This window comes from Actinomadura rugatobispora (assembly GCF_055379765.1).
In genome coordinates this window covers 8,123,300-8,144,831 of record NZ_AP029191.1, presented here as the reverse complement: position 1 = coordinate 8,144,831, position 21,532 = coordinate 8,123,300, and the positions used below count along the sequence as shown (strand labels likewise).

Sequence of the window (21,532 nt, the reverse complement as noted above, 5' to 3'; positions counted from 1 at the left end):
CCTAACGCCGCCGTCAGGAGCGCGAGGGCCGGGGCCTAGATGGGGTCGGGGGCTTCGCCGTGGCGGTGGACCAGCGCCTGGAGTTCGTCGAGTTGGCGGGCGGCCAGGACGCGTTCGGTGCCGTTGATGCCCATGGCGCCGATGGACGTGCCGTCGGCCAGGTCGACGGTGGGCCACGGCTCGCCCCTGGACATGGACACGTCCACGACCTCGGCCCACTCCAGGCGGCGGGTGCGGAAGGCGTTGACGATCGTGACGCCGGTGCGGTCGGCCACCACGCGGCAGCGCGCGAACATGTGCAGGACCCAGCCGAGGAACAGGCCGAAGCCGACCATGAGGATCCGGTCGAACACCTTGAACTGGGGCGCCACCACGACGGCGAGCAGGACCATGCCCAGCACGATCACGCCCGCCGTCGCGTAGGCGACCACGCGGGTGGTGCGGGGGCGCCACACCACCGGCAGCCCGGGAATGTCAGTCAACGATCTTGGAGATGGGGATCTCGAGGATGTCGTGCGCGCCGACCGCCTTCAGCGCCGGGATCAGCGTGTTGACCCCGCGCTTGGCGACCACGCTCTCCACCGCGTGCTTCTCGCCGCCCGCCAGCGGGGTGACGGTGGGCGAGGACATCGACGGCATGATGTCCAGCACCGCCCGCAGGTCGGAGTCGGCGATGTTCAGCTTGAGCAGGACGTTGCCGCGGGCGCGGATGGCGCCCTGGAGCAGGAGGGCGATGTCCTCCATCGCGGCCCGCTTCTCGGGGTTCTCGTAGGACTCGCGGTTGGCGACCAGCTCGGTGTAGCTGGTCAGCAGCGTGTCGAGGATGCGCAGACCGTTCTTGCGCAGCGACGAGCCGGTCTCGGTGAGGTCGACGATCGCGTCCACGATGTCGGGGACCTTGGCCTCGGTGGCGCCGTAGGACGGGACGACCTTGGCCTTCACCCCGTGCTTGTCGAGGAAGCGGCGGGTCATCGCCGGGAACTCGGTGGAGATCCGCACGCCCTCCGGCAGGTCGGACACCTGCTGCCAGGGCGCGTCCTCCGGCACCGCGATGATCACCCGGACCGGGTTGCTGGTGGCCTTGGAGTACTTCAGCTCGCCGAGGCTGACCACGTCGGAGTCGGTCTCGGTGATCCAGTCGCGGCCGGTGATGCCCAGGTCGAACAGGCCCTGTTCGAGGTAGGTCGGGATCTCCTGCGGGCGCAGCACCCGCACCCGGTCGATCCGCGGATCGTCGATCTGCGCGCGGTAGTCGCGATCGGAGGCGCGCCGGACGGTCAGGTCGGCGGCGTCGAACAGCGCGGTGGTCGCCTTCTCCAGGGAGCCCTTGGGCAGGACGAGAGACAGCACGGGGAAACCTTTCGTGACGGGATGTTGCGTTCGGGAAACCGGGGACTGCGTCAGGAGCCCAGATGCTCCGCGCGATGCCCGGCGTGACCGTGATGCCGCTCGCCTCGCAGGGTCAGTGCCATGTCGGGTGCGGCCACCGTCGCCTCCCATCCCGTGGTGCGCCCCCGCCGGTCGAGCCGGCGGGCGGTTCCTACCGCGCCGGTCCACCGGCGCGCCGTCCATCCCAGATCTTACGCGGTCACGGCGGGGGTTCCGCCGACCGGCCCGTCCACCGGCGTGCCGCACCGCCTCACACGGCCGCCGCCGAACGCAGCCGGCGCAGCGTGAGGGCGGTGTCCAGGGCGGCCACCACCGACTCCCACCCCTTGTCCTCCTTGCTGTCGGGGAAGCCCGACCGGGCGATCGCCTGGTCCAGGTCGTCGCAGGTCAGGACGCCGTTGCCGACCGGGGTGGCCTCGTCCAGGGCGACCCTGGTCACGCCGGAGGTGACCGAGTCGCAGACGTAGTCGAAGTGCGCCGTCTCCCCGCGGATCACGGCGCCCAGGCAGACCACGGCGTCCAGGTCGCGGGCCAGCTGCTGGGCCACCACGGGCAGCTCCAGCGCGCCCGCGACCCGCGCCACGACCGGCTCGCGGATCCCGCAGGCGCGGGCCGCGTCCAGGGCGCGTTCCAGGAGCCGGTCGGTGATGTGCCCGTGCCAGCGCGTGCAGACGATGCCGAGGGTGAGGCCCCCGGCGTCGACGGTGGTGTCCTCGGGACGCCCCGCTCCACTCATGTTTCCTCCCTGGGGGCGGTCCCCCGGACCCCCCGAACGGCTCCGCCGCTCATGAGAGCCCCTCGATCTGGTGTCCGAGACGGTCGCGCTTGACCGTCAGGTAGCGGCGGTTGTGCTCGGTGACGACGACCGGCATGCCCTCGCGGCCCAGCACCTCGAGGCCGAAGCCTTCCAGGCCCTTGAGCTTGGCGGGGTTGTTGGTCAGCACGCGGATCGAGCGCACGCCCAGGTCCCGCAGCATGTGCGCGGCGTTGGAGTACTCGCGGGCGTCGGCGGGCAGGCCCAGCTCCAGGTTGGCGTCGACGGTGTCGGAGCCGTTGTCCTGCAGCGCGTAGGCCCGCAGCTTGGCCAGCAGGCCGATGCCGCGGCCCTCGTGCCCGCGCAGGTACAGGACGACGCCGCGGCCCTCTTCGGCGATGCGCTCCATGGCGGCGTCCAGCTGGGTGCCGCAGTCGCAGCGGTCGGAGTGCAGCACGTCGCCGGTGAGGCACTCCGAGTGCGCCCGGACGAGCACGTCGGTGCCGTCGCCGAGGTCGCCGTGGACCAGCGCGACGTGCTCGCCGCCGTCGATGGCGCTGGCGAACCCGACCGCGCGCCAGGTCCCGTACCGGTTCGGCACGCGGGTCTCCACGACCCGCTCCACCAGCGACTCGGTGCGCTTGCGGTACTCGACCAGCTGCTCGATCGAGATCAGCTTGAGGCCGTGCTCCTTGGCGAAGATCTGCAGCTCCGGCAGCCGGGACATGGTGCCGTCCTCGTTCACCACCTCGGCCAGCACCCCGGCGGGCGCCAGCCCGGCCAGCCGGGCCAGGTCGACGGCGGCCTCGGTGTGCCCGCGCCGCCGCAGCACCCCGCCCTCGTGGTAGCGCAGCGGGAAGATGTGGCCGGGGCGGACCAGCTCGTACGGCTCGGTCGCCGAGTCGCACAGCGTCCTGATCGTCTTCGCCCGGTCGGCGGCGGAGATGCCGGTGCTGACGCCGTCGCGGGCGTCCACGCTGACGGTGTACGCGGTGCGCATCCGCTCGGTGTTCTGCGCCGTCATCAGGGGGATCTGGAGCCGGTCCAGGTCACCGCCCTCCATCGGCACGCAGATCACGCCGCTGGTGTAGCGGATCGTGAACGTGAGCAGCTCGGGCGTCGCCTTCGCCGCGGCGAAGATGATGTCGCCCTCGTTCTCCCGGTCCTCGTCGTCGACCACCACGACCGCGCGGCCCGCCGCGATGTCGGCGACCGCCTCCTCGATCGGGTCGAAGATCCCGCCGCTGCCGTTGCCTGTTCCCATGCCCACACCGTTCGTGCTCACGCGGCCACCGCCTCGTGTCGGGGGTTCTGCGCGTTCTGTGCCCGGGCCTCCCGGTGCCAGTCGCGGAACCCGATCATCACCATGACGAAGAAGACGCCGTACACCGCGGCCGAGACGTACAGTCCCGACTTCAGCGCCAGCGGGACACCGACCAGGTCGACCAGCACCCAGACGATCCAGAAGTCGACCAGCGCGCGGCTCTGGGCGAAGGTCGCCACCGCGCTGCCGACGAAGATGTAGGCGTTCGCCCACGGCGACCAGGCGATCTTCAGCCAGTCCATGTGGGTGAACAGCTGCGCCACCACCGCGGTGCCGACGACCAGGGCGGTCAGCAGGACGATCCGCTCGCGGGCGGTGGCGGGGCGGATGGCCAGCAGCCCCTGGCCGTCGCGGCGCCCGCGCGTCCAGCTCCACCAGCCGAAGACGGCCAGGCCGATGAACAGCACCTGCTTGAGCGCGTTGCCGGGGACGTGGGCGTGCAGCGAGGCGGCCAGCAGCAGGGCGGCGCCGGTCAGCTGCACCGGCCAGGTCCAGAGGGTCTTGCGCATGGCCAGCCAGACCACGGCGAGGGAGAGCACGTTGCCGACGAGGTCGGTCCAGAGGATGTGCTCGCCGAAGACCTCGAAGCCCGCGTTCAGGACGTTCATGTCCGGTCGCCCAGCATGCGTTCGACGTACTTGGCGACGACGTCGACCTCGAGGTTGACCGGGTCGCCGGGCTTCTTGTGGCCCAGGGTGGTGAGGGCGAGCGTGGTGGGGATGAGCGCGACGCTGAAGCGGTCGGCGCCGGCCTCGACCACGGTGAGGCTGATGCCGTCGACGGTGATGGAGCCCTTGTCGACCAGGTAGCGGCTCAGGTCCCCGGGGAGGGAGATCGTGACGACCTCCCAGCGCTCGCCGGGCTCGCGGGAGAGGATCTCGCCGACGCCGTCGACGTGGCCCTGGACCAGGTGGCCGCCGAGGCGGTCATGGAGGCGCACGGGGCGTTCGAGGTTGACCTTGGAGCCGGGGCGCAGCGCCGCCAGGCTCGACTTGTCGAGGGTCTCCTTGATGGCGTCCGCGGTGAAGGCGCCGTCCTTGACCTCGACCACGGTGAGACAGACGCCGTTGACGGCGATCGAGGCGCCGTGCACGGCGTCCTCGGTGACCAGCGGGCCGTGGATGGTGATCGCGGCCGAGTCGCCCGCGGGCTCGATCGCCACGATCTCGCCGAGCTCCTCGACGATACCGGTGAACATCTCCCGGGCCTCCTTCATCGTGCGAAGGCTCCGGGGGGTCGTGACGTCGAGCAACGCCCCGAACAGGGGCGTACGGCGCGCTGCCTCCCATCCGGACTTTCACCGTCGGTCCCGGAGTTCCACCGGGTCAACCGGCCGATGGCTTCGGCCGGGTCGCGGACTGTCACCGCCGGTTCGGAATTTCACCGACCCCGGAGCACGCGTTCACTGCTGCCAACCAGTGTGCCATGCCGGGCATTCCCCACCCCATGTGAGTAAGGCCACGGCGGGCAACCCTACTTACCAAGCGCTTGCTAGGTTAGCACACCGGCCCGGCGCCCCACCGGCCGGACGCCCCCGCGCCCGGCCGGCGGGCGCGGCCGCTAACCCCCGGCCGCCGCGGGCTCCCGGCGCCCGGCCGTGCGCCAGAAGCCCGGGACGAGGACCGCGGCCACCACCACGTGCAGCAGCGCCAGCGTCGCCTTGGTGGACCCGGCGGCCTCCACCTGGAGCAGCGGGACGAAGGAGACCAGCAGCACCACGAGGGCGGCGGCCGTCCAGACGACCAGGGCGCGGGCGGCGGCGAACCGCTCGAGCGCCGCCAGCAGCGCCCAGCCCAGCAGCGACGGGACGAGCGAGAAGAGCAGGACGGGCACCACGTCGACCTCCTGCGCCTCCCGTCCCGGCTGCGCGACCACCAGGTCCTGGCCGGCCGCGACCGCGACCAGCCACACCAGCACCGCCGCGAGCACCGTCGCGGCCACGGCGATCACCCGGCCGCGCCGCCGCGCGCCCGTTCCGGCGGTCCGGCTGCGTTCCGCCACCATGGCACCCTCCTTGAAGTCATCGATTATTGAGGATCTCAACTATTGACCACCCTAAGGGTAATGCTTGAGAACCTCAACATTCGGTATCGCCAACGGCTGCCTATGATCGGGACATGAGCACGCCGCCGGCACCGGACCGACCGATCAGCCAGGAACTGCTGGAACTGACCTTCCGACTCACCGCCCGGCTGCGCGGCGGGCTGGACGCGGCGCACACCGACCTCGGCCTGCCGCCCGCCCAGGCGCAGGCCCTGGCCAGCCTGCGCGCCCCCGTGCCCATGCGGGAGCTGGCGACCATGCTGGCCTGCGACGCCTCCAACGTCACCGGCATCGTCGACGGCCTGGAACGGCGCGGCCTGGTAGAGCGGCGACCCGACCCCAGGGACCGCAGGGTGAAGCAGCTGGTGCTCACGGAGGAGGGCGAGCGCAGGCGCGCGGCCCTCGACGCGCACATCGCCAAGACCGCCGGCGAGGTCTTCGACCTGCCCGAGCGCGATCAGGAGGCGCTGCGCGACCTCCTCAGCCGCCTGGTGGAGGAACCGGACGCATAGCGATGCCCCGCCCCCTGGCCCGGTGCGCTATGGCACGGGCGAGGGGGCGGGGCCGGGCGGTGTTCTACTCCTCGTTCTGCTCCTCGTCCGGGCTCGCCGGGACGCGCAGCAGCGTCAGCAGGCGCCGCCTCAGGGCCCCGAAGCCGGGGGCGTCGACGGCGCGCGGATGGTCGAGGTCCACCTCGATCGTCTCGGCGATGCGGCCGCCGTCCAGGACCAGCAGCCGGTCCGCCAGCAGGATCGCCTCGTCCACGTCATGGGTGACCAGCAGCGCCGCGAAACCGTGCGCCGCCCGCAGCCGCCCGAAGAGGGCCTGCATCTTCAGCCGGTTCAGGGCGTCCAGCGCGCCGAACGGCTCGTCCAGCAGGAGCAGGTCCGGGCGCCGGATGAGGGCGCGGGCGATGGCGACGCGCTGCGACTGACCGCCCGACAGCTCGGCGGGCCAGGCGCCGCCGCGGTCGGCCAGCCCGACCTCGGCCAGCGCGTCGGCGGTGCGCTGGGCGGCGTCCCCGGTCCGCACGCCCAGGGCCACGTTGTCGGCCACCCGCTTCCACGGCAGCAGCCGGTGCTCCTGGAACACCACCGCCCGCGAGGCGGGCACCGACACCGAGCCGCCGGCCTCCTCGTCCAGGCCCGCCAGGATGCGCAGCAGGGTGCTCTTGCCCGAGCCGCTGGCGCCCAGCAGCGCGACCACCTCGCCGCGGTCGATGGAGACGTCGACGCCGTCCAGCACGACCGTGTCCCCGAACGAGCGCCGCACGCCGGCGGCCTCCACTACGAGGCTCGAAGTCCGCGTCGCCACGCCAGGACCCTCCTCTCCCCCGCCCGCAGCGCCAGGTCCGACAGCAGGCCGAGGCCCGCGTACACCAGCAGGCCCAGCACCACGACCTCGGTCTGGCTGAACTCGCGGGCCTCCATCATCATGAAGCCGAGCCCGCTGTCGCCGTTGACCTGCTCGCCGACGACCAGGCTCAGCCAGCCGGCCGCGAACGCCAGCCGCAGCCCCAGGAACAGCGAGGGCGTGGCGCCGGGCAGCACCACGTGCCGGAGCCGTTCCAGCCAGGTCAGCCCGCAGGTCCGGGCCGCCTCCACCAGCCGCTCGTCGATGTCGCGGATCCCGGCGTAGGTGTTGAGGTAGATCGGGAAGAACGCGCCCAGCGCGACCAGCGTGACCTTCAGCGACTCCCCGATGCCCAGCCAGATGATCAGCAGCGGGACCAGGCCGAGGTGCGGCAGCATCCGGGCCATCTGGACGGTCGGGTCGACCAGGTCGTCGCCCAGCCGCACCAGCCCCGCGATCGAGCCCAGGACCAGTGCCAGCGTCCCGCCGATGAGCAGCCCGAGCACCGCGCGCTGGAGCGAGTCGGCGAGGTAGCCGGCGAGCGTGCCGTCGCTGGACAGCCGCCAGCCCGCCTCGAGCACCTGGCTGGGCGGGGGCAGCTTCTCGTGCGACAGCACGCCCGCGCGGCCCGCGCCCTCCCACAGGACCAGCAGCACGACCGGGGTGGTCAGGCGGCGCTTGCGGAAGTTCGCCGCGCGCGCCTTCGGCTTGCGGGCCTTGGACGTGCCGGCCTTGGATGCGCGGGCGTTGGACGTGCCGGCCTCCGGTTCGCGGCCGGCCGGTTCGCCGCCGTCCGGCGCGTCCCCGTCCGGGTCGCCGCCGGCCGGCTTGCGGAGGTTCTGCGCGCGGACGCTCATTTGAGGATGTCCGCGTACCGGCCGTCGACGCGTCCCGCGATGTCGACCTTGCCGGGGATCAGCTCCAGCGCGGTGAACCCGTCGGCGATCTTCTGCAGTTCGGCGCCGATGGCGCCGTCCACGGGCGCGAGCGGCTGGGCGCTGCGGGCCAGCGCGCGCTCGGTGGGGGAGGGCTCCATCTTCAGCTCGGGCGCGAGGATCTTGGCACGCTCGGCCGGGTTGGCGATCCCCCAGTCGGTGACCTGCCGGTAGGACTGCAGGAACTTCTTGATCTGGTCGGGCCGCTTCTCCAGCGCCTCGGGCGAGACCAGCACGTACTCCCGGTTGTTGGCCAGGCCGCTCGCGTCCGCGAGGATCTTCACGCCGGGCCGCTCGGCCAGCGCGAAGTAGGGGTCCCAGATGACCCAGGCGTCGATCTGGTCGTTGTCGAAGGCGGGGCGCCCCTCGGCGGGCTTGAGGTAGCGGACCTTGACGTCGTCGATCGTCATGCCGTTGGCCTCCAGCAGCCGTACCAGCAGCCAGTGCACGTTGGAGCCCTTGTTGAGCCCGATGGTCCGCCCGCGCAGGTCCTTGAACGAGCGGAACCCCTTGGCCTCCTTCACCAGCACCGCCTCGCCCTTGGGCACCGGCGCCGAGGTGGCGATGATCTTGAAGTCGATCCGGCCGGCCGCCGCGAAGATCGGCGGCGCCTCCCCGGTCTGGCCGATGTCGATCGAGCCGGCCTTGAGCGCCTCGGTCAGCGCCGGGCCGCTCTCGAACAGCGACCACTTCGCCCCGGACGCGGCGTCGCGCGCCTTGACCAGGCTGAGCCCGCCGAAGCGCTGGTAGCCCACGCGCAGCGCGCCGCCGGAGCCCGACTCGTCCTCTCCGCCGCAGGCGGCGAGCGCCCCGGATCCGAGCAACACCAGCAGGCCGGCGAGCAGGGCCGTGATCCGGCGTCTCCGTGCAAACTGCATCTGTCCAAGCTCCCTGTGACACCTCGGCCCGGGACCCCCGTGGCGGGGCGGGCATGGTGCCGACGAGCATATAGGACTAATCCTACCAATTCACTATACTATCGTGCGCGCCGCACCTCACCGGACCGCTCTCACAGGCCGGATCAGCCCCGGCGGGAAGGGTGGACGGACAGGCGCAGGCCCCCGGGCACCGCGGCGATCGGCGTGAGATCGGGCACCAGCAGATCGGCCTCGGTCAGCTCGGACGCGTCGTGGCTGGTGGTGACGGCCAGGACGGTCGCCCCCGCCGAACGGCCCGCCCGCACCCCCGCGGGCGCGTCCTCGACCACGACGCAGTCGCGGGGGTCGACCCCCAGACGGCGCGCCGCCAGCAGGTAGCCGGACGGATCGGGCTTGCCGACGTTCACGTCGGAGGCGGTGACCACCACCTCCGGCAGCGGGATCCCGGCCGCCCCGGTACGCGCCGCGAGCTGGACCGGGTCCATGGACGTCACCACCGCCCACGGCAGCCCGTCCATCCCGGCGAGCAGCTCGAGGGCGCCCGCGATGGCCGTGACCCCCTCCACCTCTTCGGCCTCCAGGGCGTCCAGGTGCTCGGTGGCGGCCCGCACCCGCTCGGGCGGCAGGAAGTCGGCGACGCGGTCGGAGGTGCGGCGGCCGTGCGCGCCCACGAGGAACTCCTCGGCGTCGATGCCGTACCGGGGCGCCCACAGCCGTGCCGCCCGTTCCACCAGGGGCGTCGAGTCGACCAGGGTGCCGTCCACGTCGAACAGCACCGCCGGGCACGGCAGGGTCAGCGCGCTCACCGGGCGGCGGCCCCCTCCGCGGCCCCCTGCCCCGCCCCCTGGGCGGCCTTCTCGGCCTGGCCGCGCAGCTTGCGCACGGCCTCGGCCGGATCCTCGGCGCCGTACACGGCGCTGCCCGCCACGAACACGTCGGCGCCCGCCTCGGCGCACCGCTCGATGGTCTCGGCGCTGACGCCGCCGTCCACCTGCAGCCACACCGGCCGGTCGCCGATGAGGGCGCGGGCGCGGCGGACCTTGGGCAGCACGACATCGAGGAACTTCTGGCCGCCGAACCCGGGCTCCACGGTCATCAGCAGGAGCATGTCGATCTCACCGAGGATGTCCTCGTAGGGCTCCACCGGCGTGGCCGGGTTGATGCCCAGCCCGGCGCGGGCCCCCGCCGAGCGGATGGCCCGCAGCGTCCGGACCGGGGCCTTGGCGGCCTCGGCGTGGATGGTGACGCTGCCCGCGCCCGCCTCGGCGTACTGCGGCGCCCACCGGTCGGGGTCCTCGATCATCAGATGGCAGTCGAGCGGGAGCGCGCTGGTCCTGAGGAGCGCCTCCACGACCGGCAGCCCGAGCGTGAGGTTGGGCACGAAGTGGTTGTCCATCACATCGACGTGGACCCAGTCGGCGGCGTCGGCGATGATCGCGACGTCGTCGGCGAGCCGGGAGAAGTCGGCGGACAGGATGCTGGGAGAGATCTGCGGAGCCATGATGCCCCGAGTCTATTGCCGTATCCTCGCCCGCTCCTCACCCGCCCGGGTGAGGGCGCGGGGGGTTCCGCGCGCCAGCCGCAGCCGGACGAACACCTCCGGCGCGCCGGCGGTGGCCCACAGCGCCAGCAGCGCCTGCACCACGAACGCCTGGAAGGGCTGGGTGCCCAGGAACAGCCCCAGCGTGTAGATCGCCATCGCGCCCGCGGCGCCGACCGGGATCCGGGCCAGCCGCCGCCAGGGCTCGCCGCCCGCGTCGTACCCGATCCGGGACGCCGCGTACGACAGCCCGGCCAGCAGGCCGAACAGCCCGCCCGCGGCCGCGGCGCCCTCGCTCAGCGTGATCGGCTCCACGCTCCCGCCCGCCTGGGCGATCGCGCGCGCCCAGGCGGTGGGCCAGCGCCAGCCCTCCAGCGCCTCGACCGCGGCCCACATGCCGCCCAGCGCCGCCAGCGCGACGGCGAGGCTGAACCCGAACTGCTCGGGCAGGGAACGGGCCGTCCACCACGGCACCACCCGGGGCTCCAGCCACAGCGCGGCGGCCAGCACGGCGGCGCCGACCGCCCAGCCGGCCAGGACCTGGCCGACCGAGTGCACGCCCAGCACCACCCGGGAGACCCCGATCCCGGCGATCAGGGCCAGCGCCGCCGCCCACAGCACCCGGCGGCGGGTCTGCGCGGCGAGGTAGCCCCAGAGCGCGACGGCGTTCTGGGCGTGCCCGGACGGCATGCCGAACGACTCGCGGGGCTCGTGCCCGGTGACGGACGTGTCGGTCCAGAACGGCCGGGGGGCGTGGAAGACCAGCTTCAGCCAGGTGTTGACCACCGAGCCGAACGACAGCACCACGGCCGCGCGCGCCCCCAGCCGGGGATCCACGCACCAGTAGACGATCACCAGCAGCGGCAGGTAGAAGGCCGCGCTGCCGATGAACGACAGGACGTGCATGGCGCCGGTGAGCACGGATCCCCCTGAGCGAGTCGAAGGGTCTGGCAGGGTCGGTGGAAGTCATCGAGGTTACTGAGCGCTCTCGGGAGGACGTCCCTCCAACACGTAAAGGTTCCCCGCCGTCCACCGGCAAACGGCCCGGCCCCCTTTCCGGGCCGCCCTCCGGACGACCGTCAGCCGCGCCGCAGCAGCGCCAGGAACATCGCGTCCGTGCCGTGCCGGTGCGGCCAGAACTGGGCGTACGGCCCGTCCCCCAAACCGGTGAGGCCGGGCACGACGGACGCCAGGACGGCCGGGGAGTCCAACCGCTCCACGTCGTCGCGGCCCCGCAGCACGTCGTCGACCACCACCCGCGTCTCGGCCAGGTGCGGGGAGCAGGTGACGTAGGCCACCACTCCCCCGGACCGCACGGAGTCGAGCGCGCGGCGCAGCAGGTCACGCTGGATCGGGCCGAGCTCGGCCACCGCCTCCGGGCCCCGCCGCCAGCGGGCCTCGGGACGGCGCCGCAGCGCGCCCAGCCCGGTGCACGGCACGTCCAGCAGGACCCGGTCGAACGCCCCGGGGCGCCAGGCCGGCGCGGTGCCGTCGGCAACGACCACGCCCGCCCGGCCGTCGACGGCGCGGGCGACCAGGGCGGCGCGGTGCGGCTGGAGGTCGGCGGCCAGCAGCCGGGCATCGCGCTCGCCGGCCAGCGCCGACAGCAGCCCCGCCTTGCCGCCCGGCCCCGCGCACAGGTCGGCCCACAGCGCGTCGCGGCCCTCCACCGGGGCGGCGGCCATGGCGAGGGCGACCAGCTGGCTGGCCTCGTCCTGCACGGCCGCCCGCCCCTCGCGGACGGCGGCGATCGCGGCCGGGTCGCCCTCCGGCAGCACCGCGGCGTACGGCGAGTACGGCGCCGCCTCGGCCCCCGCCTCCCGCAGCTCCTCGACGGTCGCGCGGCCGGGCCGGGCCACCAGCGTCACGCGGGGGCGCTGGTTGTCGGCCTCCAGCAGCGCCTCGATCTCGCCCCGGTCGGGCCCGAGCGCGTCGCGCAGCGCGCTGACGATCCACTTCGGGTGGCTGTAGGCGACCGAGAACCTGGCCGCCTCACCGCCGCCCTCGGGGACCACGATCGCCAGCCAGCCCGCCAGGTCGCGGGTGGCGACCTTGCGCAGCACCGCGTTGGCGAACTTGGCCTGCCCCGGCCCGGCCACCGAGCGGGCCAGGTCGACGGCCGTGCCGACGGCGGCGTGCGGCGGGATCCGGGTGGCCAGGATCTGGTGCGCGCCCAGGCGCAGCACGTCCAGCAGCGGCGGGTCGATGCGGCGCAACTGCCGGTCGCTGCACATCGCCAGGACCGCGTCGTAGGTGCCGCGGCCGCGCAGCGTGCCGTAGGTCAGCTCGGTCGCCAGCGCCGCGTCCCGGCCGGTCAGCTCGCGGTCGCGGAGCCGGGCGGGCAGCAGCAGGTTGGCGTAGGCGTCGCGGGTCTCCACCGCGCGGATCACGTCGAAGGCGGTCCGGCGGACGAGGTCCTCGGGACCTCCGGTGCGGCGCGGGCCGCCGGGCCTGCGGTTGCGGGACGGGTGGCCGTGGCCGCCGCGGCCCTTCCCGCGGCCGCCGCCGTCGCCGCTGCCGTGTCCGCTGGGGCGCTTGCGGGCGGGAGGCATCAGACCAGGGTGTCCTTACCGGTGAGGGAGGCGCCGCGCGTCCAGTCGAGCGCGGACATCCGCCGCTTCCCCTGGGGCTGCACCTCGCCGAGCGCGACGGGGTGGGTGGCCGTGCCGACCAGGACCTCCTTCTTGGATGTCCGGATCTGGCCGGGGCCCAGCGGCCCGGCGCCGGCGGCCGGGCGGACCGGGCCGAGCTTGAGCCGCTCGTCGCGGAAGGTCGTCCAGGCGCCGGGGGCGGGCGTGCAGGCGCGGATCAGCCGGTCGACGCGCAGGGCGGGCGCCGCCCAGTCGACCCGGGCGACCTCCGGAGTGATCTTGGAGGCGTGCGAGACGCCGTCCGCGGGCTGCGGGCGGGGGTCCAGCGCCCCGGCCTCGATGCCGTCCATGGTGTCGGCCAGCAGCCGGGCGCCGGCGACCGCCAGCCGCTCCAGCAGCGTGCCCGAGGTGTCGTCGGGCCGGATCGGCTCGGTCAGCACCCCGAACACCGGCCCGGTGTCCAGGCCCTCCTCGATCTGGAAGGTGGCCGCGCCGGTCACCTCGTCGCCGTGCAGGATCGCGTGCTGGACGGGCGCCGCGCCGCGCCAGGCGGGCAGCAGCGAGAAGTGCAGGTTGACCCAGCCGTGCCGGGGGATGTCCAGCGCGGGCTTGGGCAGCAGCGCCCCGTAGGCCACCACCGGGCAGCAGTCGGGGGCGATCTCGCGCAGCCGGTCGAGGAACTCCGGGTCGCGGGCCTTGGCGGGCCTGAGGACCTCCACGCCCGCCTCCTCGGCGCGCCGCGCGACCGGGCTGGCCTCCACCTTCCGGCCCCGCCCGGACCGCGCGTCGGGACGGGTCACCACGGCGGCCACCTCGTGCCGGGGCGACTCCAGCAGCGCCTCCAGGGCGGGCAGCGCCGTCTCGGGGGTGCCGGCGAAAACGAGCTTCACCTACAGGGCCTTTCCGAACGTGCGGTGCGGGGAGTCCTTGACCACGGGCGCCGGCTCCCCGAACCACTCGGCCTGGCGGATCGCCTTCATGGCCGCCTTGCGCTGCTCGGCGTCCATCCGGTCGATGAAGATGATCCCGTCGAGGTGGTCGGTCTCGTGCTGGACGCAGCGGGCCAGCAGATGGCTGCCCTCCAGCGTGATCGGCTCACCGTGCATGTTGAAGCCCTTGGCCACGACCTGGACCGAGCGGGGCGTCGGGAACGCCAGGCCCGGCAGGGACAGGCAGCCCTCGTCGTCGGTCTCCTGCTCGTCGGACAGGTCCAGGGTCGGGTTGACCACGTGGCCCAGCCGGTCGTCGACGTAGTAGGTGAACACGCGCAGGCCCACGCCGAGCTGCGGAGCCGCAAGGCCCGCCCCCGGCGCGTCGATCATCGTGTCGGTGAGGTCCTTGACGAGCTGCCGCAGTTCCTTGTCGAAGTCCTTGACGGGCTCGGCCGGGGTGCGCAGCACTGGGTCGCCGAAGAGGCGAATGGGCTTGACGGCCAACGAGGACTCCGTTTCCTGTCCTGTAACTCACTGGTCCCTGCGAATCGGGTGTCCAGTCTACGAAGGGGCGCGCACCGACCGCGCCTTGTACGCGGCCGTCCGCGCCGCCTTGGCGATCAACCGGTCCGGGTGGTGGTCGCCCAGCGCCCTCAGGACCTCGGCCGCGTCGGGGTGGTCGGACCGCCACATCTCCTGGACCATCCCGGACAGGTCGGCCCCGGCGGGCGCGTCCGCGAGGGCCGCGGCCACCGCCTCGCCCGGGTCGGCGGTCTCCAGCATCCCGGCGACGGTGTCGACGAACAGCCACAGGTAGTCGTCGCGGTCCAGCGCGCCACGCTCCCCGCCGTCCTGAGGCTCGGCGAGGCGGTCGAGCCAGAGCAGGGCGTAGGGCCGCACCGGCCGCCTTTCGGCCGCCTCCCGCACGACGTCCGCGGCCTCCGGGCCGACCCGCTGCAGGACGGCGGCGGCGAGGTTGCGGGCACCGGGACCGCCGGTGCCCATGACCTCCAGCAGATCTCCCGCGGCGGCCTTGGCGTCGCGCCCCGCCAGCCAGCCGTCGATCTCCTCGTCGGCGGTGTCCTGGCGGTGCCAGGTCAGCCCGGCGACCAGCTCGGCGGCGGGCGCGGCGGCGAGATCGCCCACGACGGGCGCGGCGAAACCGTCGGCCAGCAGCAGCTCCCGCACGCCCCACACGCCCAGCGGCGTCAGCGCGTACCCGGCCCCCGCCTCCCCGGCGGAACGCGCGACGCCCCAGCGGACGAGGTCGTCCAGTTCCAGGGCCAGCGCCTCCCGCACGGCGGCGGCCAGCTCGCGGGCGTCGGCGGACTCGTACGCCTCGGTGACGTGCTCGATCAGCACGGCGGCCAGCTCGTCGGCGGCCGAGGGCTCCTCCTGCTCGTACAGGTGGATCAGCACGCCGGTCAGCTCGTTCTGCACGAGCCTGACGGCGTCCAGGCCGCCCTCGGGGTCGTGCTCGGGCACCGCCACGCCGTCGAACACGCGCAGCCACGCGTCCAGGACGGCCTCCGCGTCCCCCTCGCCCTCCAGCAGCGGCAGCGCCGGGCCGGGGCCGGCCCCGGCGTCCTCGACCACGATCACCTCGGCGTCCACCGCCGCCCACCAGAGCCGGTCCAGCTCGGGCAGGTCGGCCTGGACGCGGACGGATTCGGAACGGCGCGGCACGGGCAGCGCCAGGGCCTCGACGGCGGCGAGCGCGTCCGCGGCCGGCAGCTCGCCGTGCTCGTCCACCGCGCGGCCGTCACCGGTCCAGCCGGCCAGCGCGCGGACCTCCGCGGCCAGGCCGCCGGCCTGGGCCGCGGCGGCCAGTTCGGGCCCGGGGGCCAGCCGCACGGGCGGCACGACGCGTTCCTCGATATCGCGCAGGTACCGCTCGGTGCGGGCGTAGCGCTCCTCCTCGGGGAGGGCCTCGAAGTCCCGCACCCACCGGTCGACCGCCTCCCGGTCGTCGACCGGCACGCCCTCGGCGAGCATCATCCCGGTGACGAGCTCGGCGGCGGCCTGCCGCTCGGAGGTGTCCGCGGCGGCGACGACCTCGGTGAACTCGGGGACGAGCCGGTCCAGCTCCGCCTCCAGCGCGGCGGCGGACGCGGCGTCGGCGGCCCCGGTGTCGCGCAGGAACGCCAGCAGCAGGCGGACCGCGTCCACGACGGCGGGCGCCTCGTCGGCCGCGACGACCACCGACTCGGGGAAGACCTCCAGCAGCAGCTCGCGCAGCAGGGGCGGGGTCAGCGCCCCGGGCCCGGAGAGGTCCAGCTCCTCGCGGGCGAGGTCGAGCAGCAGCCGCACGCCCTCCGCGTCCACCGGCGCGCGCGCCTCGTCATCGGTCGCGCGGCGGTCAGCCCAGTGCCGGAACTCCCCGGCCACCGTGTCCACCCAGTTGTCGGCCACCCGGAGAACCCTAGTGCGCGGACCGTCCCGGCGTGAGCCGCTCAGATGAGCTCAAGGGGGTCGATCTGCACGCGCACCGTCTCCGGCGCCTTGCGCGCGCTGCGCACGCCCTGCGCCTCCTGAAGGGCCTTCGCCAGGGCCACCCCGGCGGGACGCGCCACGCGCACCAGCGCCCGCTCCTTCTCCGGCCCCTTGGAGCCCGCGGCCATGGGAACGGGAACGGGCCCGAGGACCTCCGCCCCGTCCGGCAGCCTCGCGTGGGAGAGCAGGTCCCGGATGGCCGCCGGAGTCCCCGTCAGCGACGCCATGCGCGCGGCCGGCGGGAAGCCGACCTCCCGCCGCTCGGCCAGTTCCCGCTCGGCGAAGGTGACCGGATCCCAGCGGACCAGGGCCTGCGCCGGGGCCAGCCCGCCGTCCGCCGAGACGACCACGGACGCCGACGGGCGCACCAGCGCGGCGGCGTTCATCCAGCGGCGCAGCGTCTCCTCCCCCGCCCGCAGGTCGGCGCGGCCGAGCAGCACCCACCCGTCCAACAGCAGCGCCCCCGCGTACCCGCCCTCGGCGACCGGCTCCGCGCCCGGCGTGGACACCACCAGCGCCCGCTCCTCGCCCACCCGGTCGAGGACGGCGTCGCGGCCCGACGTCCATACCGGCACGCCCGGAAAAGCCCTCCCCAGCTCCTCGGCCGTACGGCGCGCCCCCACCACCACGGCCCGGACCTGGCGGTGCCCGCACTCGGGGCACGCCCAGTCACCGGCGATCCGGCCGCACCACCGGCAGTAGGGGGCGGCATGGGCGGAGGTCATCGACAGCGGCCCCTGACAGGCCCCGCAGCGCGCGGGCGTACGGCACCGGCCGCACGCCAGCCCCGGCAGGTAGCCGCGCCGCGGGACCTGCACCAGCACCGGACCGTCCTCGAGCGCGCGCCGGGCCGTCTGGAAGGCCATGTGCGTCAGCCGGGCCGTGCGCGCGGCGCCGTCGCGGGCCAGCTCGCCATCGTCGCCGACCGGCCGCACGCGCGGCATCGTCGCGCGGATGCGGGACCGGTCGGCCGCCAGCGCGTGCGCCCATCCGGTCTCCACCAGCACCGTCGCGTCCGTCGTGCGGGTGAACCCGCCGATCAGCGCGCCCGCGCCCGCCCGGTGCGCGCGCAGCGCCAGCACCTCGCGGGGATGCGGGTACGGGGCGTGCGGCTCGGCGTGCACGTCGTCGCCGTCGTCCCACAGCACCACCAGGCCGAGATCGGCGACCGGCGCGAACATCGCCGCCCGCGTGCCGACGACCGCCCGCGCCGTGCCCCGGCGCACCGCGAGCCAGCGCCGGTAGCGCTCGGCCGGGCCCAGCTCCGCGGTCAGCGCGACATGCCTGCCCTCCCCCAGCTCCTCGGTCAGCGCCTCGTCGACGCGGGCGACCTCGCGGCCGTCGGCCATGACCACCAGCGCGCCGCGACCGCTCCCGAGCACGACCGCGACCGCCCGCGCGATCGCCCTCGTCCAGGCGGGGCCGGGCAGGGCCGTCCAGACCGCGCGCGGCGCACGCCCGGCTTCGAGGGCCTTCAGGAAGGACGGCCCGGCAGGGTACTCCTCCCAAGGGCCCGGCCCTTCCGCCCGGACGCCCACGGGCGCCTCGTCGGGCGGGGCCTCGGCCTCGACCCGCGCGTGCCGGGGCGGGATCGCCAGCCGCAGCACGTCGGCGAAGGTGCCCGCGTAGCGGTCGGCCACCTCCCGGGCCAGCGCGGCGATCTCCGGGGACAGGACGGGCTCGGGCGAGGTGACGCGCTCCAGGTACGACAGGCGGCCCTCGTGGTCGCTCTCGGCCACCCGTTCCAGGACCAGGCCGTCGACGAGCTGGCCGGCGAAGCGGACCCGCACCCGGCAGCCGGGCACGGTCTTCTCGTCCAGATCGGCGGGCACCTGGTAGTCGAAGGGCCGGTCGAGGTGCGGCAGCGACATGTCGACGGCGACGCGCGCGACCGGCAGCTCCGCGGCGGGCCGCCGCGCCCCCTTCTTCCCCTTGGAGGGCTTGGCGGCGGCCTCCAGCCCCGGAATGAGCCCGTCGTTGGTCACGCCCCCGTCCTACCAGATGAGGGGGACACCGAAATCATCGCGCGCCGCGGCGGCGGCCGCCGCTAGAGTGCCGGGCGATGGGCCGTAGCGCAGAGGTCGTCGCGCCCGGAATCTCCTCCGGGAGGACGCCGGTTCGATTCCGGCCGGCCCGTCCATGCCGAAAAGGGCCCCGGGCTCGCGCCCGGGACCCTCGCGACGCGGCAGGTCAGAGGCCGGCGGCCTTGGCCAGGTCGGCGGCGCGGTCGGTGGACTCCCAGGAGAAGTCCGGCTCCTGCCGGCCGAAGTGGCCGTAGGCGGCCGTCTTGGAGTAGATCGGGCGCAGCAGGTCGAGGTCGCGGACGATCGCGGCGGGACGCAGGTCGAAGACCTCCAGCACCGCCTCCTGGATCTTGTCGGTGGGCACCTTCTCGGTGCCGAAGGTCTCCACGAACACGCCCACCGGGTGCGCCTTGCCGATGGCGTAGGCCACCTGCACCTCGGCGCGGTCGGCCAGCTCGGCCGCCACGATGTTCTTGGCCACCCAGCGCATCGCGTACGCGGCGGACCGGTCGACCTTGGACGGGTCCTTGCCGGAGAACGCGCCGCCGCCGTGCCGGGCCATGCCGCCGTAGGTGTCCACGATGATCTTGCGGCCGGTGAGGCCGGCGTCGCCCATCGGCCCGCCGATCTCGAAGCGGCCGGTGGGGTTGACCAGCAGCCGGTACCCGCCCGTGTCCAGGTCGAAGTCGGCCAGCACCGGGTCGACCACGTGCTCCTTGACGTCGGGCGTCAGCAGCTCCTTGAGGTCGATGTCGGGGGCGTGCTGGGAGGACACCACCACGGTGTCGAGCCGCACCCCGCGGTCGCCGTCGTACTCGATGGTGACCTGGGTCTTGCCGTCGGGGCGCAGGTAGGGCACCACGCCCTCCTTGCGGACCTTCGACAGCCGCTGCGCCAGCCGGTGCGCCAGGGTGATCGGCAGCGGCATCAGCTCGGGCGTCTCCCGGGTGGCGTACCCGAACATCAGGCCCTGGTCGCCCGCGCCCTGGCGGTCCAGGTCGTCGCCCTGCTTGTCGCGGTCCTCGCCGTCGCGGGTCTCGTAGGCGTCGTCGACGCCCTGCGCGATGTCGGGCGACTGGGCCCCGATCGACACCGACACGCCGCAGGAGTGCCCGTCGAAGCCCTTCTTGGACGAGTCGTAGCCGATCTCCAGGATCTTCTCGCGGATCACCCCGGGGATGTCCACGTAAGTCTCGGTGGTCACCTCACCGGCCACGTGCACCTGGCCGGTGGTGATCATGGTCTCGACGGCGACCCGGCTCTTCAGGTCGTCCTTGAGCATCGCATCGAGGATCGCGTCGCTGATCTGGTCCGCAATCTTGTCCGGATGTCCTTCGGTGACGGACTCGGAGGTGAACAGGCGGCGAGACACGTACGTGAACTCCTTGCAGCGGCTGCTGACTGACGTCGCAGAAATCGGACTTGTGGATGTGACCTCCGGCGGGGAACGCCGCCCCGCGGGGGCTGGACCGTCTTCCGGCCTGTGGCACGACCGGCCGGGCGCGGCCGGTTGGCGTATTCCGCCGAAGTCTATCGGGATCGGCCCTGACGCAAGGTATACCGAACGCCGCCCCCCCTGCACCCCCGGGACGCACCGTGGCTGTGTTCTCTAAGTCCCGGCCTACGGCGCTCGCCTGGCGGCTGTGTTTCAAAGTCCCGGCCTACGGCGCTCGCCTGGCGGCTCGCACCTAACCGGAACTTGGCGAGCGCGGCATCGCTTCGCGATCTGGCCGATGAGGCTCGCCTCCGGCGTCGCCTCACCGTCCAGGTAACGCGCTCGCACGGTATCTGAGGGCCGACCCTAGGGTCCAGAACCCTGGCGGGCGGGTCAGTCCGGCAGACGGGCGGCGATCAGATCCCAGACCACCTCGGCCAGCGCCTCCTTGGCGCCCCGCGGCACCTCCGTGGAGGTGCCGTCCGCACCCAGCACGACGGCGGCGTTGTCGGGCCTGCCGAACGTCAGGTCCTCCCCGACCTGGTTGACGACGAGCAGGTCGCAGCCCTTGCGGGCGAGCTTCTCGCGGCCGTTGGCCAGCACGTCGTCGGTCTCGGCGGCGAACCCGACCACGACCTGTCCGGGCGGGCGGTCGGCCGCCAGCTCCGCAAGGATGTCGGGGTTCTTGGCCAGCGCGATCGGCTCGGGCTCGGCGCCCGGCGTCTTCTTGATCTTCGAGCCCTGGTAGCCGGCGGGCCGGAAGTCGGCGACCGCGGCGGCCATCACCACCGCGTCGGCGTCCTGGACGGCCTCGAGCACGGCCTTGCGCATCTCCTCGGCCGATCCGACCGGTACCACCTGGGCTCCGGCCGGGTCGGGCAGCGCGACGTTGGCGGACACCAGCGTGACGCGGGCGCCGCGGGCGACCGCCGTCCGGGCCAGCGCGTACCCCTGCATCCCGGAGGACCGGTTCCCGATGAAGCGCACCGGGTCGATGGCCTCGCGGGTGCCGCCGGCGGACACGACCACGTGCCGTCCCGCCAGGTCCCGCACCCCCTGACGGGCCAGGACGTGCCGGGCGACCTCGAACAGCTCGGCGGGCTCGGGCAGCCGTCCGCGCCCGGTGTCCTTGCCGGTGAGGCGCCCCGAGGCCGGGTCGACGACGATGGCGCCGCGGGACCGCAGCGTCGCCACGTTGGCCTGGGTGGCCGGGTGCTCCCACATCTCGGTGTGCATCGCGGGGGCGAACACGACCGGGCAGCGCGCGGTCAGCAGCGTGTTGGTGAGCAGGTCGTCGGCCAGCCCGTGCGCGGCCCGGGCCAGCAGGTCGGCGGTGGCGGGCGCCACGAACACCAGGTCCGCGCCCTGCCCCAGACGCACGTGCGGCACCTCGGAGACCCCGGTCCACACCTCGGGCGACACCGGGTGGCCCGACAGCGCGGCCCAGGTGGGCTCGCCGACGAACCGCAGGGCGTCGGCCGTGGGCACCACGCGCACGTCGTGCCCGGACTCGGTGAGCCGCCGCAGCAGCTCGCACACCTTGTACGCGGCAATACCCGCGCCGACGCCCAGGACGACACGCGGCCGGGAGGAGTCCATACGATCGCCTTCCGGAGTCTCCATTGCCCCAAAGGATCTCAAAGCCCCAACCGCCCCCACACAGCGCCCCCCAACCCACCGAGGCCAGCCGTGATTCACACCACGGGCTCCGGGCGAACGCTGGGCCGTAGAAGGCGAGGCCCAGTCCAGGATTCGAGATGCTCGGCCGGGCCCAACATGCAAGCCCAGGCGAAGATGGCCGTCAGGCCGTCGAGCCGGGGCGAGGCCCAGCCGGGGTTCCA

Annotated in this window: 21 protein-coding genes, 1 tRNA gene and 1 riboswitch; of the genes, 2 read left to right on the top strand and 20 right to left on the bottom strand. The window is 74.0% G+C overall.

The window, feature by feature from the left end; genetic code table 11:
• Positions 1-35: 35 nt before the first annotated feature.
• The 7 genes from ACZ466_RS36595 to ACZ466_RS36565 form a co-directional block, all read right to left on the bottom strand.
• Positions 36-482 (bottom strand): PH domain-containing protein, encoded by a 447-nt coding sequence (locus ACZ466_RS36595; RefSeq protein WP_378288452.1) that lies wholly within the window; start codon positions 480-482, stop codon positions 36-38.
• Entirely contained in the window at positions 475-1,350 is an 876-nt protein-coding gene (gene hisG / locus ACZ466_RS36590; protein ID WP_378288454.1) for an ATP phosphoribosyltransferase, read from the bottom strand. Before hisG ends, ACZ466_RS36595 begins: the two co-directional genes overlap by 8 nt.
• 289 nt (positions 1,351-1,639) lie before the next feature.
• Complete coding sequence (ribH, locus tag ACZ466_RS36585; protein ID WP_378288456.1) at positions 1,640-2,125, bottom strand: 6,7-dimethyl-8-ribityllumazine synthase; 486 nt, start codon at positions 2,123-2,125, stop codon at positions 1,640-1,642.
• A gap of 49 nt (positions 2,126-2,174) precedes the next feature.
• Positions 2,175-3,407 (bottom strand): bifunctional 3,4-dihydroxy-2-butanone-4-phosphate synthase/GTP cyclohydrolase II, encoded by a 1,233-nt coding sequence (locus ACZ466_RS36580; protein ID WP_378288458.1) that lies wholly within the window; start codon positions 3,405-3,407, stop codon positions 2,175-2,177.
• A 17-nt stretch (positions 3,408-3,424) separates the two neighbouring features.
• The gene (gene pnuC / locus ACZ466_RS36575) at positions 3,425-4,075 is read right to left on the bottom strand and encodes a nicotinamide riboside transporter PnuC (RefSeq protein WP_378288460.1); all 651 of its coding nucleotides are present in this window, start codon (positions 4,073-4,075) and stop codon (positions 3,425-3,427) included.
• The gene (locus tag ACZ466_RS36570; RefSeq protein ID WP_378288518.1) at positions 4,072-4,665 is read right to left on the bottom strand and encodes a riboflavin synthase; all 594 of its coding nucleotides are present in this window, start codon (positions 4,663-4,665) and stop codon (positions 4,072-4,074) included. The genes pnuC and ACZ466_RS36570 overlap by 4 nt, the downstream gene beginning before the upstream one ends.
• A gap of 73 nt (positions 4,666-4,738) precedes the next feature.
• A riboswitch (FMN riboswitch) is annotated at positions 4,739-4,869 on the bottom strand.
• Between the two features lie 158 nt (positions 4,870-5,027).
• Complete coding sequence (locus ACZ466_RS36565; protein WP_378288462.1) at positions 5,028-5,471, bottom strand: DUF6069 family protein; 444 nt, start codon at positions 5,469-5,471, stop codon at positions 5,028-5,030.
• Between the two features lie 113 nt (positions 5,472-5,584).
• Between ACZ466_RS36565 and ACZ466_RS36560 the strand changes: the two genes are divergently transcribed.
• Positions 5,585-6,022 carry a MarR family winged helix-turn-helix transcriptional regulator gene (locus ACZ466_RS36560; protein WP_378288464.1) on the top strand — a complete coding sequence of 146 codons (438 nt, stop codon included), beginning with the start codon at positions 5,585-5,587 and terminating at the stop codon, positions 6,020-6,022.
• 64 nt (positions 6,023-6,086) lie between these two features.
• Here ACZ466_RS36560 and ACZ466_RS36555 read toward each other — a convergent pair whose 3' ends face one another.
• From ACZ466_RS36555 to ACZ466_RS36505, 11 genes are all read right to left on the bottom strand, one after another.
• The gene (locus ACZ466_RS36555; RefSeq protein ID WP_378288466.1) at positions 6,087-6,824 is read right to left on the bottom strand and encodes an ABC transporter ATP-binding protein; all 738 of its coding nucleotides are present in this window, start codon (positions 6,822-6,824) and stop codon (positions 6,087-6,089) included.
• Entirely contained in the window at positions 6,797-7,720 is a 924-nt protein-coding gene (locus tag ACZ466_RS36550) for an ABC transporter permease (RefSeq protein ID WP_378288468.1), read from the bottom strand. The genes ACZ466_RS36555 and ACZ466_RS36550 overlap by 28 nt, the downstream gene beginning before the upstream one ends.
• Entirely contained in the window at positions 7,717-8,676 is a 960-nt protein-coding gene (locus ACZ466_RS36545) for an aliphatic sulfonate ABC transporter substrate-binding protein (protein WP_378288470.1), read from the bottom strand. Before ACZ466_RS36545 ends, ACZ466_RS36550 begins: the two co-directional genes overlap by 4 nt.
• Before the next feature lie 143 nt (positions 8,677-8,819).
• Positions 8,820-9,482, bottom strand: coding sequence for an HAD-IA family hydrolase (locus ACZ466_RS36540; protein WP_378288472.1), 663 nt, complete (start codon positions 9,480-9,482; stop codon positions 8,820-8,822).
• Positions 9,479-10,177: a ribulose-phosphate 3-epimerase gene (gene rpe / locus ACZ466_RS36535; RefSeq protein ID WP_378288474.1), complete on the bottom strand. Its 699-nt coding sequence runs from the start codon at positions 10,175-10,177 to the stop codon at positions 9,479-9,481. The genes ACZ466_RS36540 and rpe overlap by 4 nt, the downstream gene beginning before the upstream one ends.
• 12 nt (positions 10,178-10,189) lie before the next feature.
• The gene (locus ACZ466_RS36530) at positions 10,190-11,137 is read right to left on the bottom strand and encodes a phosphatase PAP2 family protein (protein WP_378288477.1); all 948 of its coding nucleotides are present in this window, start codon (positions 11,135-11,137) and stop codon (positions 10,190-10,192) included.
• Positions 11,138-11,295: 158 nt separating this feature from the next.
• A complete protein-coding gene (locus tag ACZ466_RS36525; RefSeq protein WP_378288479.1) occupies positions 11,296-12,768 on the bottom strand; it encodes an RsmB/NOP family class I SAM-dependent RNA methyltransferase in 1,473 nt (490 codons plus the stop codon).
• On the bottom strand, positions 12,768-13,697 hold the full coding sequence (fmt, locus tag ACZ466_RS36520; RefSeq protein ID WP_378288482.1) for a methionyl-tRNA formyltransferase: 930 nt from the start codon (positions 13,695-13,697) through the stop codon (positions 12,768-12,770). Before fmt ends, ACZ466_RS36525 begins: the two co-directional genes overlap by 1 nt.
• Positions 13,698-14,243, bottom strand: a complete 546-nt coding sequence (gene def, locus ACZ466_RS36515; protein WP_378288484.1) for a peptide deformylase — start codon at positions 14,241-14,243, stop codon at positions 13,698-13,700. It abuts the gene before it with no gap.
• Between the two features lie 57 nt (positions 14,244-14,300).
• Entirely contained in the window at positions 14,301-16,151 is a 1,851-nt protein-coding gene (locus ACZ466_RS36510; protein ID WP_378288486.1) for a hypothetical protein, read from the bottom strand.
• 41 nt (positions 16,152-16,192) lie between these two features.
• Positions 16,193-18,217 (bottom strand): primosomal protein N', encoded by a 2,025-nt coding sequence (locus ACZ466_RS36505; protein WP_378288488.1) that lies wholly within the window; start codon positions 18,215-18,217, stop codon positions 16,193-16,195.
• Between the two features lie 78 nt (positions 18,218-18,295).
• On the opposite strand from ACZ466_RS36505, the gene ACZ466_RS36500 reads away from it, so the two are divergent.
• Positions 18,296-18,372, top strand: a tRNA-OTHER gene (locus ACZ466_RS36500).
• 50 nt (positions 18,373-18,422) lie between these two features.
• Here the strand turns inward: ACZ466_RS36500 and metK are convergent.
• Positions 18,423-19,628 (bottom strand): methionine adenosyltransferase, encoded by a 1,206-nt coding sequence (metK, locus tag ACZ466_RS36495; RefSeq protein ID WP_378288491.1) that lies wholly within the window; start codon positions 19,626-19,628, stop codon positions 18,423-18,425.
• Positions 19,629-20,084: 456 nt separating this feature from the next.
• Positions 20,085-21,290, bottom strand: a complete 1,206-nt coding sequence (gene coaBC / locus ACZ466_RS36490; protein WP_378288493.1) for a bifunctional phosphopantothenoylcysteine decarboxylase/phosphopantothenate--cysteine ligase CoaBC — start codon at positions 21,288-21,290, stop codon at positions 20,085-20,087.
• Positions 21,291-21,532 lie beyond the last annotated feature (242 nt).